Source organism: Mitsuaria sp. RG, from assembly GCF_028369275.1.
In the GTDB taxonomy this organism is placed as follows: domain Bacteria; phylum Pseudomonadota; class Gammaproteobacteria; order Pseudomonadales; family Pseudomonadaceae; genus Aquipseudomonas; species Aquipseudomonas peradeniyensis.
Genome location: NZ_JAQMYQ010000008.1, coordinates 114,899 through 131,835, shown reverse-complemented (window position 1 = coordinate 131,835; position 16,937 = coordinate 114,899). Strand labels below are relative to the sequence as shown.

At 65.4% G+C, this 16,937-nt stretch carries 9 protein-coding genes; 1 reads left to right on the top strand and 8 read right to left on the bottom strand.

The genetic code is table 11. From position 1 onward, the window contains the following. Positions 1-87 precede the first annotated feature (87 nt). Entirely contained in the window at positions 88-4,623 is a 4,536-nt protein-coding gene (locus tag POF53_RS07245; RefSeq protein ID WP_498967016.1) for a hypothetical protein, read from the top strand. Between the two features lie 37 nt (positions 4,624-4,660). Here POF53_RS07245 and POF53_RS07240 read toward each other — a convergent pair whose 3' ends face one another. From POF53_RS07240 to POF53_RS07205, 8 genes are all read right to left on the bottom strand, one after another. Then, positions 4,661-5,434 (bottom strand): enoyl-CoA hydratase, encoded by a 774-nt coding sequence (locus POF53_RS07240; protein WP_198743228.1) that lies wholly within the window; start codon positions 5,432-5,434, stop codon positions 4,661-4,663. Between the two features lie 13 nt (positions 5,435-5,447). Further along, the gene (locus POF53_RS07235) at positions 5,448-6,575 is read right to left on the bottom strand and encodes an acyl-CoA dehydrogenase (protein ID WP_203651921.1); all 1,128 of its coding nucleotides are present in this window, start codon (positions 6,573-6,575) and stop codon (positions 5,448-5,450) included. 8 nt (positions 6,576-6,583) lie between these two features. Continuing rightward, positions 6,584-7,777, bottom strand: coding sequence for an acetyl-CoA C-acyltransferase (locus POF53_RS07230; protein WP_498967013.1), 1,194 nt, complete (start codon positions 7,775-7,777; stop codon positions 6,584-6,586). 12 nt (positions 7,778-7,789) lie between these two features. Then, complete coding sequence (locus POF53_RS07225) at positions 7,790-8,557, bottom strand: SDR family NAD(P)-dependent oxidoreductase (protein ID WP_498967011.1); 768 nt, start codon at positions 8,555-8,557, stop codon at positions 7,790-7,792. Positions 8,558-8,569: 12 nt separating this feature from the next. Next, the gene (locus POF53_RS07220; protein WP_498967009.1) at positions 8,570-10,216 is read right to left on the bottom strand and encodes an AMP-binding protein; all 1,647 of its coding nucleotides are present in this window, start codon (positions 10,214-10,216) and stop codon (positions 8,570-8,572) included. Positions 10,217-10,305: 89 nt separating this feature from the next. After that, entirely contained in the window at positions 10,306-14,748 is a 4,443-nt protein-coding gene (locus POF53_RS07215; protein ID WP_232856334.1) for an NEL-type E3 ubiquitin ligase domain-containing protein, read from the bottom strand. A 181-nt stretch (positions 14,749-14,929) separates the two neighbouring features. Beyond that, the gene (locus POF53_RS07210) at positions 14,930-15,958 is read right to left on the bottom strand and encodes an AraC family transcriptional regulator (RefSeq protein ID WP_498967007.1); all 1,029 of its coding nucleotides are present in this window, start codon (positions 15,956-15,958) and stop codon (positions 14,930-14,932) included. A gap of 64 nt (positions 15,959-16,022) precedes the next feature. After that, the gene (locus POF53_RS07205; protein ID WP_203651913.1) at positions 16,023-16,886 is read right to left on the bottom strand and encodes a LysR substrate-binding domain-containing protein; all 864 of its coding nucleotides are present in this window, start codon (positions 16,884-16,886) and stop codon (positions 16,023-16,025) included. Positions 16,887-16,937 lie beyond the last annotated feature (51 nt).

Here is a 16,937-nt window from a genome sequence, read left to right as displayed (position 1 = left end):
GGTTCTCTCGGGTAGTAGCCAGCTAGCGCACGAAACAGCAGGAAAACGCGCTTGATAGCGGCCCTCACAACGACCCGAAGCCCCATCATGAACGACAACCTGCACCAACGCCTGGCCAGCTTCAGCAACCTGGACTGCAAGGTCGCCAAACGCTTCAACGACCGCCCCACCCTGCTCGACGCCGCCGACGATATCCTGCGTGATCAATGGCGGCAGCGACAACTGGGCAATGCCCATGACCCGCTAGGCCTGTACCTTGTCAGTGCCCGAGCGCAATCCACCACACCCTGGATCCGACCGCTCTCCCAGGTCCTGGTGGAGCGCTACTGCCAGCGCGCCACCCTCAACCTGACCGTCGGCGAGGACTTTCTCAGCACCCGTCAGGACAGCGATCCGGCCTGGCAGGTGGACCTCGACCTGCATGCCGTCGAGTTGCTGATCGACGAAGCAGGCCCGCTGCTCGTGGATGGCTACCGGCAGGCACTGGTGGCTTACTGGGGCCGCCACGACAGCAGCGGACAGACCCCCTGGAGCTGGTATTCCAGCTACCTCAAGGACCAGTTCCTGCAGGCCAGAACCCAGACCCTGCCCGGCTTCGCACAGGCCATCGTGCGCCTGGTGCATGACTATCCGACACCGGCCCAGCGCAGCGACTGGTCCAATACCAAGGGCCTGCAAGTACTCAACCTGGGCGTGGACCTGAGCGCCGACAACAAGCTCGATGCCGACCTGTCCAGCGCCGTGCTGATCGAGCATGACGACGGCGATCCACAACGCGCGCTGACCCTGCTCTTTACCCTGACCGGCAAGCTGCTGCGCTTCAACTCCCGCCAGGTCATGCTTGAAGACATCGACCACGCCCTGGCCAAGGTCGTGCGATCCGGTCAACGCCAGATCGAAATAGCGGCCTCCACCGACCCGGTGTTCCAGGTCCAGGCCCTGGGCCTGCTCGAGCAGCAGTTGCGATTGGTGGAACACCTCGCCGGACGCTACCACGGCGAGTTCGATGCCATGGCCATGAACCGTGACCTGGATCGCCTGACCTCGCTGATCGACCTGTGCGACGAGGTCGAGACTGCCCAGCGCAAGACACTCAGTGAACAGCTACCCGACTGGTTGCGCAATGCCGACAGCCGTTCACTGATGCACTACAGCGAACTGCTGATCGATGTCGCCCAGCAATATCGAGACACCCAGGGGCAGTTCTGGCTCGACGGCATCGACGATGCCGAAGCATTCGCCAATCGCTGCCTCGCCGCCCGCATGGCCAGCGATCATCCCGCCGACGCGCCCGCGCCCGAAACCATTCGCCTCACCAACTACCAGACCATCGCCGCCGCCGCTGCGGGCCAGGACATGATCATCACCTCGGGCGAGGTCACGCCGGTGGTGCTGACCCTCGCCCAACTGGCCATCGGCAACCTCGGGCTGCTCAGGCCCGGACGCGTGGTGCTGAGCAGCACGAGCGGGGATGCCCTGCCGCAATGGCTGGACGAACCCTACCTGCGTCGCCTGGTCAGCGAACTGGACATCGCCAGCGCCTACCCGGCCATGCTGCGCGGTAAACTGCTGGATGATCCGCCCCGCCGGCAGCAGCGCCAGCACCTGCTGTACCAGCAACTGCGGGCCCAGCTCCCGGCCCTGGCCATGGAGCTTTACCTGCGCGGCAGCCTGCAGGACCCGACGATTCCAGGACATGTCGCCCAGGTGTTCGCCTCCGGCCCCGATGGGCTGCTACCACGCTGGATCCTGCGGCCATTGGGGTTCATCAAGACACCCGGTTCGGCGCCGGACCATCCCCTCAACACCTGGTTGATCGAGCCTGACGATCCGGGCAGCGCAGGCTGCCTGTTGTACCGCCCGCTGCATCAGGAGCCACTGGTGCACTTCGCCGATCGCATGGCGCTGTTCGTCGCGATCAGCGCAACGGGGCCGCTGCAGGACGACCTGCTGCAACGCCTGCCGGCCGAGGACCGTCGCTTCTATGCCCACGGCGGCTTCCTCGAACCGCATCTGTTCGTGCCGCTGGACGACACCAGCGCCGTGCCATTCAGCACGCCTGCGCCTGTCAGCCTGTCCATCGAGGATGCTGTCGCCCATGTCGACCAGGCCCTGTACGACGGCTGTGTGACCGAGTCGATCCAGCGCTTCGAGGCCCAGGCCAGCACCAGCGCGCAGACCCGCTGGAACAGCTGGAAAGAACTAGGCTGGCTGCTGTTCAACACCTTGCTGCCGCTGGCCGGCGGCACCCTGGGCAAAGTAGCCTGGCTGGTCCAGATGGAAGTGGCCCTGGCCGAGTTCGTCGAATCCGATGCCGAACGCAACCCCACCGGGCACGAACTGGCCCTGGTCAACCTGTTGCTGAACATCGCCCTGCTGCTGTTCTCCCACTCGCTCATACGGCTGCAACTGGAGCAGGGCATGACACCTCGGTCGCCCGTCGGGCTGACACCACCCCACGCCTCCGAAACCGGCCCCCTCCTGCCTGTCGCGGCAGCAGTGCCCTTCACCCAGCTGGATTTCACCTGGGCCCGCCCTGATCGGCGACTCAACGACACCCAACGCGACGCGCTCGAGGCGTTGCAGGCAACGGTCAAGGCCAGCGCGCTGGGAGCGCCGATACCCAACGGCAGGCTGCGTGGGCTCTATCTGCAGGACACCCGCTTCTTCACCCTGCAGGACGGCAATGTCTACGAGGTGGAACTGGTGGTACCGCAGCGGCTGCGCATCATCGGCCCGGACCTCACCCAGGGCCCATGGCTGCACCGCGACGAGATCGGCCGCTGGCAACTGGACCTGCGCCTGGGGCTCAAGGGCGGCATGCCATTGTCCGAGCAGATCCGCCGGATGCGCCTGGACAAGGAGACGGCCATGCAGGCGGCCAATGAGGCGATCATGGCGGACAAGGCACTGATGACGGACAGGATCCGGGAGTTGAGCACCATCGACAAGCTGGCCGCCACTGCCCTCGATGATGCGACCCTGGAGCGTTGCCAGGGCAAGGTGCAGGCCTTGTCGGCATTCTGGACCACCCATATAGAACACCTCAGGACCCGCAACGCCATGCAACCGGTGAAAGACTTTCGCAAGGTACATGCATTCGCGCTGTACCAGGACTGCTCCTGCCAGCAGCTCCTGCGTACCCTGCTGCAAAAACGCTACCAGCCCATCCGCGAGCAACTGGCGCAGATCGCCCGGCAACAGGACCAGGACGGCGAGGAGCTCAGCCGCGCCGACATCCGCATCGCGACCCAGCGCCTGGACACCATGCAACCGCTGCTCGAGCAGATGATCCACAACAACACCCTGCTACGCCAACGCCAGGAAGAACTGACCCGGCTGGCCGGCCAGCGACACCCCGATATCGTCCACTGGCGCGATCTGATGGCCGTCCCCTCCGCCACCGCGAACAAGGACCTGTTCCTGCGCTTCCTGCACCTCGAAAGCCTGCTCAACCGCCTGACCCTGGTCCATGGTCTGAGCAACGATACCGCCTACTGGCGCGACCGCTTCTGGCGCAGCTTCCAGCTCGGCATCATCCAGCGCAGCGAACTGTACAAGCTGGCCGATGCCGATCAGGAAGTGTCGGTGCGCTTGCTGCGCAGCATCCAGGGGCATTTCCAGGCCGCCGCGCGCCAGTTGGGCAACCTCGCGGAGCGCGTGCCCGGCGAGGCCGCGCAACAGACCCTGCAACGCCTGCGCGACGAACTGGAGCACATCCAGGGCCTGATTGCCCAGGACCTGGGCAATTTGCCCGACTACCCACCGGTCAGCTCCCTCAAGCAGTTGCGCAGCAAGGTTCCCGGCCTGATCGAAACCACCGAACATGGCCTGCTGCTGGCCGAGCCCCGCACGAACGACGCCAGCACCGTGGACATTCCGGGCCCCGACAGCAAGACCCCGGGCCAGACCTACCATCTCAAGCACGGTGAATGGGTCGAGGTCGCACCGGCGATTGTGGTCAACCGTGCGTCAGGCCTGAGCCTCAAGCGCCTGCTCAAGGGCAGCGACGGGCTTATCGCCGAAACCGCGCAGGAAGTGGCCCGCCTGCAACGGGCCTCGGACAGCTACCTGCCAGTGGAGATCGAGGAGTCCGTGCTGCACCAGCGTGACCGCCTGCTGGAACGGGTCGAGGACATCGAGGCGCGTCTGACAGCGGACAATGAAACCGACGAGGCGAGCCAGGGCAAGGATGCCGAAAGGGTGGCCAGGCACCTGCGCGATCTGGCCGCAGAGATGGCTCGCCAGGCGACCCGGATGCGTATGGACGCCGCCGTGGCGCGTCAACCGAGGATGGGCGAGGTGCAGTTCCTGTTGGAGCAAGGCGAAGTGCGGATCGCCCTGGTCGGTGGCCGCACCCGCCTGGCTAAGGTCAAGGGCCGCCCCGTCGACTACCTGGACGAATACAGCATCAGCCGGGGTGGCCAGGCGCTGTGGTACGCCCACTTCCACTACCCGGCAGCGGACACGGCCAAGGCCGACTTCACCGCCGGCCACCTGAAGACTGCTGCCCAGCGCCATGCCGCCGGCGGACGCCATACCGACGCCAGCGGCAAGGAGGTTGAGGTCTACCGGGCGCCCATCACCAGCGCCGCAGCCGAGCGCTACTTCTTCAACCTGTAGTGACATGGGGCGCCGTACAAACGGCGCCCGCGTGACATCAACGGTCCTTGAACTGCGCCTCGCGCTTGGCGATGAACGCGGCCATGCCTTCCTTCTGGTCTTCGGTAGCGAATGCAGCGTGGAATACCCGGCGCTCGAAGCGCACGCCCTCGCTCAGGGTGACTTCGAAGGCGCGGTTGACGCTTTCCTTGACCATCATGCTCACCGGGATCGACTTGCTGGCGATGGTCGCGGCCACTTTAAGCGCCTCTTCCACCAGCTCCGCCTGCGGCACGATACGCGCCACCAGGCCGGCGCGCTCGGCTTCCTCGGCGCCCATCAGGCGGCCGGTCAGGCACAGTTCCATGGCCTTGGCCTTGCCCACGGCGCGGGTCAGGCGCTGGGTGCCACCCATGCCCGGCAGCACGCCGAGATTGATTTCCGGCTGGCCGAACTTGGCGTTGTCGGCGGCCAGGATGAAATCGCACATCATCGCCAGCTCGCAGCCACCGCCCAGGGCGAAGCCCGACACCGCGGCGATGATCGGTTTGCGCCGGTTGGCGATGCGATCGGAATCGCTGAACAGGTCCTCGACGTAGATCTGCGGGTATTGCAGCTCGGCCATTTCCTTGATGTCGGCGCCGGCGGCAAAGGCCTTGGCGGAACCAGTCAGTACCACGCAGCCGATGTTCGGGTCACGCTCCAGCTGGTCCAGGGCCTGGTTGATCTCGCCGACGATCTGCGCGTTCAGCGCGTTGAGTGCCTGCGGGCGGTTGAGGGTGATCAGGCCGACCTTGCCGTGGATGTCCAACAGGATGGTTTCGAATGCCATGCAGTCTGCTCCTTCAAAGATTGCGCGCAATGACCATGCGCTGAATGTCGCTGGTGCCTTCGTAGATCTGGCAGACCCGCACGTCGCGGTAGATCCGCTCCAGCGGGAAGTCGCTCAGATAGCCATAACCGCCGAGGGTCTGCAAGGCGTCCGAACAGACCTTTTCGGCCATTTCCGAGGCGAAAAGCTTGGCCATCGACGCTTCCACCAGTGCCGGACGCCCGGCATCGCGCAGGGCGGCGGCGTGCAGCACCATCTGCCGGGCCACGGCAATCTTCGTTGCCATGTCGGCCAGGCGGAAGGCCACGGCCTGGTGCTCGATCAGTGGCTTGCCGAAGGTCTGCCGCTCGTTGGCGTAGTCGCGTGCTGCCTCAAAGGCGGCGCGGGCCATGCCCACCGACTGCGAGGCGATGCCGATGCGGCCGCCTTCAAGGTTGGCCAAGGCGATCTTGTAGCCCTGCCCTTCCTCACCCAGGCGATTGGCTACCGGCACCCGCACATTGTCGAAGACGATCTGGCAGGTGTCGGAGGCGTGCTGACCGAGCTTGTCCTCGACCCGTGCCACCTGGTAACCCGGTGAGTCGGTGGGCACGATGAAGGCGGTGATGCCGCGCTTGCCGGCGTCCGGGTCGGTCACGGCGAAGACAATCACCACCCCGGCGTTCTGCCCGGAGGTGATGAACTGCTTGCTGCCGTTGAGCACGTAGTGGTCGCCGTCCAGGCGGGCGCGGGTCTTCAGGCTGCTGGCGTCGGAGCCGGCCTGGGGCTCGGTCAGGGCGAAGGCGCCGAGCATCGAGCCGCTGGCCAATGGCGCGAGGAACTGCTGTTTCTGCGCCTCGCTGCCGAACTTGAGGATCGGCACGCAGCCCACCGAATTGTGCACGCTCATGATGGTCGAGCAGGCGCCGTCACCGGCGGCGATCTCTTCCAGGGCCATGGCATAGGCCACGTAGCCAGTGTCGCTGCCGCCGTATTGCTCCGGTACCAGCATGCCGAACAGGCCCAGGCCGGCCATCTCCTCGATGGCCTCCCTGGGGAAACGGTGTTCCTTGTCCCATTGCTCGGCAAACGGCTTCAGGCGCTCCTGGGCGAAGTCGCGCACGGCGTCGGCGATCTGTTGTTGCTCTTCAGTTACCAGCATGATTCACCTCAGTACAGGCACTCGACCGCCATGGCCGTCGCTTCGCCGCCGCCGATGCAGATGGCCGCCACGCCACGGCGCAGGTTGTTCTGGCGCAGGGCCGACAGCAGGGTCACGAGAATGCGCGCGCCCGAGGCGCCGATCGGGTGGCCCAGGGCGCAGGCGCCGCCGTGAATATTGACTTTGTCATGGGGCAGGTCGAGGTGCTTCATGGCCGCCAGGGTGACCACGGCGAAGGCCTCGTTGATCTCGAACAGGTCCACCTCGGCCAGGTTCCAGCCGGTACGCTTGAGCAGCTTGTCGATGGCACCGATGGGCGCGGTGGGGAACAGTGCCGGGGTGTCGGCGAAGGCCGCGTGGCCATGGATCACCGCCAGCGGCTTGAGGCCGCGTTTCTCGGCCTCGGAGCGACGCATCAGCACCAGCGCGGCGGCGCCGTCGGAAATCGAGCTGGAGTTGGCCGCGGTGACGGTGCCGCCCTCGCGGAAAGCCGGCTTGAGCTGCGGGATCTTGTCCAGACGCGCCTTGGGCGGCTGCTCGTCGTCCTTGATGATGCGCTTTTCCTTGCCATCGGTGACTTCCACCGGAACGATCTCGGCGGCGAAGCGGCCGCTCTTGATCGCGTCCTGGGCGCGGGTCAGCGAAGCGATGGCAAAGGCGTCCTGGGCCTCGCGGCTGAAGTCGCCCTTCTGCGCGCAGTCCTCGGCGAAGGTGCCCATCAGACGGCCCTTGTCGTAAGCGTCTTCCAGGCCGTCCATGAACATGTGGTCGATGATCTTGCCGTGCCCCATGCGGTAGCCGCCACGGGCCTTGTCCAGCAGGTAGGGGGCGTTGGTCATGCTTTCCATGCCACCGGCGACGATCACGTCGGCGCTGCCGGCCAGGAGCTGGTCATGAGCCATGATGGCGGCCTGCATGCCCGAGCCGCACATCTTGTTCAAGGTGGTGCAGGTGGTGTGCTTGTCCAGGCCGGCACCCAGCGCCGCCTGGCGTGCCGGTGCCTGGCCCTGCCCGGCCGGCAGCACGCAACCGAACAGCACCTGCTCGACACTGGCGGCATCGATACCGGCGCGCTCGACGGCGGCACGAATCGCCGCGCTGCCCAGCTGCGCCGCGGTCAGGCTCTTGAGGTCACCCTGCAGGCCGCCCATGGGCGTGCGCACGGCGCTGACGATGACAATCGGATCATTGGCGAGGGTCATGTTCGGTTCTCCTTACTTGGCAGCCATGCGCAGCGCGCCGTCGAGGCGGATCACCTCGCCGTTGAGCATGCTGTTCTCGATGATATGACGGGCCAGTGCTGCGTATTCCTGCGGGCGGCCCAGGCGTGGCGGGAACGGCACGCCGGCGGACAGCGAGGCACGGACTTCGTCGGTCATGCCGGCCATCATCGGGGTTTCGAAAATGCCGGGAGCGATGGTCATCACGCGGATGCCGAAGCGCGCCAGCTCACGGGCCGCCGGCAGGGTGAGGCTGGCGATGGCGCCCTTGGAGGCGGCATAGGCGGCCTGGCCGATCTGGCCGTCATAGGCGGCGATGGAGGCGGTATTGATGATCACGCCCCGCTCGCCACCCTCGTCCGCCGGTCCTTCGGCCATGGCCGCGGCGGCCAGGCGCAACAGGTTGAAACTGCCGATCAGGTTGACGTTGATGACCTTGGCGAAGCTGCCCAGGGCGTGCGGGCCGTTCTTGCCCAGGACCTTCTCGGCACCGACGATGCCGGCGCAGTTGACCAGCCCGTGCAGGCTGCCGAAGGCGCCGACCGCGGCATCGACCGCTGCCTTGGCGGCCTGCTCGTCGCTGATATCGGCCACCGCGAAGCGGGCATTGGCGCCCAGTTCGGCGGCCTTGTCTTCGACTGCCGCGGCGTTCAGGTCGACCAGCATGACCTTGGCGCCGGCCTCGATGAGCATTTGCGCGGTGGCGGCGCCCAGGCCCGAGGCCGCGCCGCTGACGATGAAATTCTTTTGAGTGATGTGCATGTCGGTCTTCCTTCAGGCGCCCGCAGCGATCGGCTGCGCGGCTTGTTGTCGGGCGATTTCCTGGTTGCGCAGGATGAAGCGTTGCAGCTTGCCGCTCGGGGTCTTGGGCAGCTCGCCGACGAATTCGATTTCACGCGGGTAGGCGTGGGCGTAGAGGCGCTGGCGTACATGCTGGCGCAGGGTTTCCTCAAGTTCGGCGCTGCCCTGGTAACCCTGGGCCAGCACCACGAAGGCCTTGATCAGTTCGGTGCGTTCCGGGTCGGGCTTGCCGATCACCGCCGCCTCGACCACTGCCGGGTGCTCGATCAGGGCGCTTTCCACATCGAATGGGCCGACCCGGTAGCCGGAGGTGGTGATCACATCGTCGCTGCGACCGACGAAGCTGATGCTGCCATCCTGGTTGAGCTCGACGGTGTCGCCGGACAGGTAGTACTTACCGCAAAAGGCCTTGGTCGGCAGCCCGTGGTAGCCGGCGAACCAGCACAGCGGCGACTGCTCGCGATCCACCGCGAGGATGCCAGGCTGGCCGACAGGCAGTTCGTTGCCCTGCTCGTCCACCACCACGATGCGGTGGCCGGGAATGGCGAAGCCGGCCGAACCCAGGTGCACCGGGTGCGCCAGCGCATGGTGGTTGCACAGCACCATGCCCAGCTCGGTCTGGCCATAGTGGTCGTGGATGGTCACCCCGAGCTCGTCGGCGAACCAGCGGATCACTTCCGGGTTGAGCGGTTCGCCGGCACTGCTGACCACCCGTAGGCGCCCTTTGATCGGCGCCGAGAATGCGCTGCCCGCCGCGATCAGCAACCTGTAGGCCGTGGGCGAGCCTGCCAGGTTGGTGATGCCCAGCTTGTCGATGACCCGCGCGCAGCTTTCAACGCTGAACGGGCCGTCGTAGAAAGTGGTGGCGTGGCCCAGCGACAGCGGTCCGGTAACCGCGTAGTACAAGCCGTAGGCCCAGCCGGGGTCGGCCAGGTTCCAGAAGTTGTCTTCCGGGCGCAGGCCGATGGCGTCGCGCATGTAGCCCTGGAACGCGACGATGGCGCGCAGTGGCACTTCCAGCGGCTTGGCCGGGCCGGTGGTGCCCGAGGTGAACATCAACAGGAAAGGATCGTCGCCGGTACGCATCACCGGCGCGCAATCGCCGGCGGCGGCCTCGAGACTGCGATGGAAGTCCAGTTCGCCCTCGACGGCGGCGACCGTGACGATGGTCGGGCAGTCCGCCACCTCATCGAGCTTGGGCCGGTTGTTGCGATCGGTGATCACCACCTTGGCGTGGGACTGCTCGAGGCGGTGCTCGATGGCCTTCGGGCCGAATGCGGTAAACAGGGGTTGGTAGACCGCGCCCAGGCGCCAGGTGGCAAGGATGGTCACCAGCAATTCGGGGGTACGCGGCATGAGCCCGGCGACCCGGTCGCCGGCCTCGACGCCCTGGGCCTTGAGCACGTTGGCAAAGCGCGCGGCCAGGGCCTGCAGTTGATCGAAGGTGTAGCGCCCGCTGTTGCCATCCCGGTCTTCCCAGACCAGGGCGGGTTTGTTGCTGCCGGTGTGGCGGTCGCAGCACTCGACACAGGCGTTGAGGGCCTCGAGGTTGCCATGCAGCGCCGCGGCGGCGGCCCGGGCATGGTCGAACGAACGGGCGGCCTCGGCGTAATCGCGCATCGTCAGACTCCTGGTTTCTTATTGTTGGAGTGCACCATCGGTCTGACGATGTTCGCGCCGAGAGGCGCAGCCGGCAATGGCCAAAGCTGTCAATCCGGCTGAGCGGATTCGCCATCCTCCGGGCCGAGCTTAACGCCCACGGCCTCAAGGTCCAGCACTTCCTGGGTCAGCGTGACCATCATCGCGCGCTCACTGGCCTCGCGCTCCGCCGCCACGGCATTGCAGGCCTTCAGGTACGCATCGCTGCTCAAGGCCTGCTCATCCAACGCGGCAAGCTTTTCAGCGAACTCTTCGTCATGCTGGGCAAAGAGCTCGCCATGCCGCACTTTCAGGTAATCACGCCAGAATTCACGATTGGCCAGGCTCTGCACCAGGTGCCCATCTGTCTCGTCCGCCAGCACCGCATCGACCGCCCGCTCTTTCAACGCAGGAGTGATGTCCGCCAACGCACCATACAGCATCGACCTGGGCTGCCCGATCAGACCCAGCGTATCGGCCAACTCAACCCGCAAGCCAAGCACGACCTCCAGCTCGTCGACCTCCTGCCCCGCTGCCTCCCGCAACATCACCTCCTGCCTGGCGAACTCATCGAGACGGTCCAGGCGAAACAGGGCCCGCCCCAACTTCAACAGTTCGTCACCATTGCTGCCCACCTTGCCCTCCACTTCGGCATGGTGAACCAGTGCCCGCATCCACAACCTGCTGAAGCGTTCCGCGACACTGTCATGGCAGGTGAGCTGGATACCGGCATGGGTGAAGAGGTCGTCGCGCAATACGCTGTCGGAGTCGACATCCTCGATCAACTGCCAGACCTGCTCGCCCAGGTATTCGGGGGCCTGGAGGAAATCCTGGGTCCTGGTGAGGGTGGCCAACAGCAGGAACAATTGTGCGCTGCCTTCGAGTTGTTGCACGCGCTGCCACATGGCACGTCGTTCAGCACGCCCCTGCGGCTCACCCGTCTCGAGCCAGCGTTGCAAGGGGTCGATAACCTCCGGCAACTGCGCGTCGACCGGTTCGTCAGCGTCCCCGGCCATGAATGCGGTCAACGTTGGCAGTGGCACCGGGTTGCCGTCCAGGTTCACGCGACGCCTGAAGGTCCGCGAAGTTGCCATCAGGCCATTGGGAACCGTGGAAATCAGGTTGAAGCGCAGATCGGCCAGGATCAGTTGAGTGCATCGCTCGATACCTGTCGGCACACTTCTCAGGGAGCATCGGTTCGCCCTGAGGAATTGCAGCTCGGTAAGACGGGAGAAGTCCAGCTCCAGCGAACGCAGCGGATTGAAGTCGAGCACCAGGGTCTCCAGGCCTTCAAGGCTGGACAAGGTGGCGACGCCCGAGGCATTCATCTGGATGCGATTCGACCTCATCTCCAGCCGCCTGAGCCTGGGCAACTGGGCAATCTGCTCAGGCACCGTAGTCAGCAGGTTATTGTTCAGGCTCAAGGTTTCCAGGGAATCGAAGCAGCCCAGGAACATCGGCGACATGCTCATCAGGTCCATGCCGGACATGCGCAACTCGTAGATGTGCCCCATGTCGATTTCCGCGGGCAGGTCTGGTAACGAGCCGATGCGCCAGCCCTCGATGCTCAGGATACGCCCGACACGGTCCTGGCTGTAGCTGCGAATGGTTTCACCCTCATGACGCCAGGCGCTGCGCAGGCGATTGGAGAACTGCCGGCGCCGATTGCGCAGTGCACGGCTGCGCGGCTCACGTTCCCAGACGCTTAGCGTATCTTCCAGGTAGGTGAAGTTGGTTTCCTGGGACAACAGCTCCTCGATGGCATCCCCCGTGCGCAACTGCCACTCCTGGATCATCCTTTCCACTTCGACAATGCTCAGCGAGGGGTAAAGCGCCCTGACACGCAGCCTCAGGGTGTCCATGGTCCCCGAGCGCCTGGAGAGCGAACCGCCAAGGGTGTAGCCGACTCGCCCATCGGGCAAGCGCTTGCCAGGGTTGAACCTGGGGGCCACTGCCCGCCAGCCTAACCGATTGATGATTGCGTCTCGTGATTTTGGCAGTTCGCCGATGATCGCTTGGCGCAGTTGCTCGGCTGGTGACTGCCCAGTGAGCTTGAGGGCCTGCTTTCCCTCCTGTCCGAGCAAGCCCACCAGGGCCTGGAACAACCCGCCCGGCGCGTCGATGTCCTGCTCCAGCGCCAGCCCCTGGTGGTCATAAAGGTGGAACTGGCCCGACCGCCAGACCAGCACAGTGCGTTTCTCGCGCAGACCTTGAGGGTCCAGCACACTGATCAGTCGGCCAAACGCCGAACCCTCGCGCAGCTCCAGGTTCAGCGACGCAGGCCAGTTGGCGAGTCTGGGCAGCAAGGCCAGCACCAGCTCGCCAGTCCCATCGGTGTAGCTGGTATCCAGCAGAAGACCTTCCAGTGCCCGTGTCAGTCGTGCTTGCCCGAGCAGCGAGCGAACCTGTTTGAGGATCGCCATCGGCAACCGAGACTCGCTGATGGCCACCCGTCGCAGCATCGCGTCGGCGCTCTGCACCGCTTCGGTGGCGTAGGCCAGGGGCAAGCCGGGAAACTCGCTTTGCAACTGCTGCAGCAGCGCGTCCGCTGCAGGTTCATCGTCCGGCAATGCCTCCAGCGGATCCTCGGCGAGCAAAAGGTCTTCCGCCAGGTGGTTGTGCAGCGCCTCACGCAGCTCATACCGTCGCGTCAGCAACTGCCTGCCGATGGCTTGGTCATCCAGCGTATGCATGTCCGCACAGGCTCTGCACCATGCCAGCACCTGGGTGTCCTCGAGGAGCGCACCGGGCTTTTCCAGTGCGCTGAACAGCGCCGAAACCCGACTCGCCGCCATATAGCGCCTCAAGGTATCCCGCAGGGCGATCGGCGCCTGGCGGTTCTCCACCAGCACCCCACGCAATGCCTCCTTGTCGACGCCGGCAGCTTGCAGTATTCGTCCGGCCGTTTCGGCGCAAAGCGGCGGGTCCAGCGGCCACAGACGGTTGAGCATCCGCGTGCTGTCGTCCCACTCCAGAGGTCGCTCCAGGCGAATGCGCCAGCAACGCTCGCCATTGAAATCGACCGGCGGCCCGTAAGCGTCGGCGCGCTCGGCATGGCGCAAACTCCAGGGTTTGCCTGGCGCCTCCCGTTGCAGTTCGTAGTACTTGTCGTCGACACGCAACCAGCGCCGGGAGCCCTCGCCGTACAAGCCGTTGTCCAACAGCCGCGCCGCCCCCGGGTCAGATTCGTACACCTGCAGGTCCGCCTGCCACAGGCGCGAGCCCTGGCTTGTCCTGACCGGATCGAGCAGGTCAACGAACGAACTGCGCTTGAGCACGCTTGCCACCGCCGTGGCACCTGCAGCGGTGGCCGCTGTGATCGCCACGGTCTCGGCGACGCTGAACAGATGCTCCAGCGCTTCATGCTGGTGCCCCTCGCTCCAGTCGACAGCGCCTTCATACACATGCGCGAGGGTATCCATTACCAGGGTCGCGAACAGTGCCACACCGACGATAGGAATACCCAGCCCCGCCAGTCCGAGCACGGTGAAACCGATCCCTGACCAGGTGGCCAGGCGCTCGTTGGCGGCCTGCTGATCGGCGTCCGCGTTCGAGACCAGCAGCAGCTTGCCGTCATCCCTGAACCGCTCTACCTGGGTAGTGGCCAGTGTGGTGAAGATGTCCTGCCCGGAAGCGGCACCTTTCATTTGCAGATCTGGCACCTCATCACTCAGGCGCACGTCCAGCAACTGACTGAAGGCAGCGCGGTCACGCAGCCGAATCCGTTCGCGAAAGTCCCGACGGATATCCGCGTTTTCCAGCTCACTTGCCAGCGCCTGCTCCATGCACTGGGCTGAATCGAAACGGCGCAGGGAGTTCTGCCCATCATCGGGCACGTAGAGGATCACGCCCTTGTCCGTACCCTGCGCGTCACGCAACTGGATCTTCAAGGCGTTCTCGACGGTGAACCCCAGCATGCGCAGTTCACCCGCGCCGGCGAAGCACTGTTGACCTGGCTGATCTGCCTTGCCGCTCGAAAGCTGGTCAAGGGCCATGTACTCCTCGACGCTGATCTGCGCACGACACAGGGCAAGCTCGCACATCAGGACAAATGCGGCTCGTTTATGCTCAGCAAGCAAAGTTCGATTGGCCGGGCTGAACACCTGAGCGATCAATACCTGGTACTGCTTGCCCAGATCCAGCTTGCGGCAGGCATCGGCAACACCCTCTGGACTGGACATGACAGCCGAAGCGCCGCTGTTCACCAATCCTGTGGCAACAAAGAACGAGGCGGATGTAGGGAAGTTCTGCATCAGCCGCAGCCGTGCCGGAGAACGCAACTCGCGTGGCTCGACACTAGGCGTGGACAGGATCGGCGTCACCCCGTACCAGGCGTCGACCCACTCCAGCGCATCCAGCGCGGGCCCGTCGGGCAACAGGGTCTTGAGCATCGGTTGGAAATGCTGCTCGGCGAACTGTTGCGCCGATACCAAAGCAGTTGTAGCCCGCGCCAGTTGCTTACGACTCTTTTCATGGACCTGGAACGCCTTGTGCAGTGCTCTCAGGCGCTCCACGGAAGCCTGTGTGAACCAGTCCGGCAGTCTTGCACCAATGAATTTGTCCAGAAGTACGCGAAGTTGCGCATTCCTGCCTGCTTCGGTTGGCGAGAGGGTATTAGAAGTCATGCTGTAAGGACCTTGTGCTTTAAGGTACCTCACAGTGCACAAGCCGCCAGCGCCGCTTCAGCGGGAAGACTCACCCACCCGCTACGCCACCTTCATGCATGACCAGCGAACGATAATGGCCCGGGTTACAACCGAACCACTTGCGAAACGCCTTGTAGAACGAGCTGCTGTCGGCAAAACCCAGGCGCTCGGCGATATCACCCAATCCCAGTTGCGCCTCGGCCAGCCAGGCAATGGCCAGCTCCCGACGCACGCCATCCTTGATGCCCTGGTAGCTCTGGCCCTCTTCCGACAGACGCCGGCGCAACGTCGACACCGACATGTGCAGGGTGGCGGCCACCTGCTCGGCGTCCGGCCAGCCCCCCGGCGGCATTTCCAGCAAGCGGTGGCGGATCTGCCGGGCCAGACTGGCCGGGTCGCGGAACTTGACCAGGATGTTGCCCGGGGCCTCGGCCAGGAAGCGCTGCAACTCCTCGTCACTGCGTCTGACCGGCAGTTCAAGGCATTCGGCGGCGATGATCATCCGCGTGCGCGGGCGCTCGAACTGCAGGTTCTCGGAAAACATCACCCGGTAGTCGTCGCAAAACGGCGGCTCGGCGCAGCGCAGGTCGATGGCCAGGATCGGGATGCGCCGCCCGGCCAGCCAACAGGCCAGGCCGTGCACGATCATCCAGAAGGTGAAGTAGGTGAACGCCCGGCGCGGCGTATCGCCGGGTTCGTTGATGACGATCTCGGCCAGGCTCTGCTGGCGCACCAGGCCCGGCTGCAGGTCTTCGAGCATCAGCGACAGGAACGCCAGCAGGTTGTCCAGGGCCGCGCCCAGGGTCGGCTGGGCCATGGCGCTGCGGGCCATGAAGGCCAGGCTGCCGCTGCGCAGGCCGCGCCGGTCCATGGCGAAGAACTCGTCGTTGCAGCGCCGCGCCAACAGGCGCCAGAGCCGGGCGTAGGACTCCGCCGTGACCCGCGCCTCGGGCAGGTCCAACTGCTCGGCCGCGATCCCGGCACGCGCCAGCAGCCCGGCGTCGGGCTCGCCGGCCGGGCAGGTCTGCAACAGGGCTTCGCGCACCAGTTGCATGGAAATGGTGTCCTTCTCGCTCATCGACAATCCAGTCTGCGCTGTGGCCGCCATCTTAGGCCGCCATGGGGAAAACGTCAGCCGCCAATCACTGACCGGCGGCCAGGCTCAGGAACGCCTGGATCAGGCGCAACTCACGGCGGCGCTCCAGGCAACCGACCATGTGCTGGTTGACCAGACCCTGGCCGCCCAGGGGGCGGGCCACCACCCGCGGGTCATGGGCCACTTCGGTGGAGGACACCACGCCGATGCCCAGCTCCGCCGCCACCGCCTCGGTGACCGCTTCGCGGCTGTCCAGTTCCAGCAGCACCCGGGGTTGCACGCCAGCGTCGGCGCAGGCCTTGTCGAAGGTGCGCCGGGTGGTCGAGCTGGGCTCGCGCAGCACCATGATCTGCCTGTCCAGCTCGGCCAGCGGCAAGTCACCCCCGGCACCCGCCCAGGCATGCCCCACCGGCAACAGTGCACACAACCGCGATTCGCATAACGCCTGCAGGTGCAGGCCCTTGCGCGGCTCGATCTCGGTCAGCACGGCCACATCGGCATGTTCCGACAGCAACGCGGCCAGGGTTTCCTGGGCATTGCCCAGGCGCAGGTTGACGGTGATGCCGGGGTAGCGCTCGCGCAGTTGCGCCAGCATCGGCATCACCCGGTGCGGGCCGTCCGCCGCCACCTCCAGGCGCCCGGTCAGCAACTGCCGGTTGGCCTCGAGCATGGCCTGGGCTTCCTCGGCCAGGCCGAACATGGCCCGGGTGATGGCCGCCAGGCGCGTGCCCTCCTCGGTCAGCTCGACCCGCCGGGCGGTACGGCGCAGCAAGGTGATCTGGTAGTGCTCCTCCAACGCCTTCACATGCCCGGTCACCGCCGGCTGGCTGATGAACAGGCGCTCGGCGGCGCGGGTGAAGCTGCCCTCGCGGGCGACGGCGTCGAAGGCGCGGAGCTGGAACAGGTTCATATCTATCGGCCTGACTTATGGCTGGCATATCTACAAACAATTTGATTGATG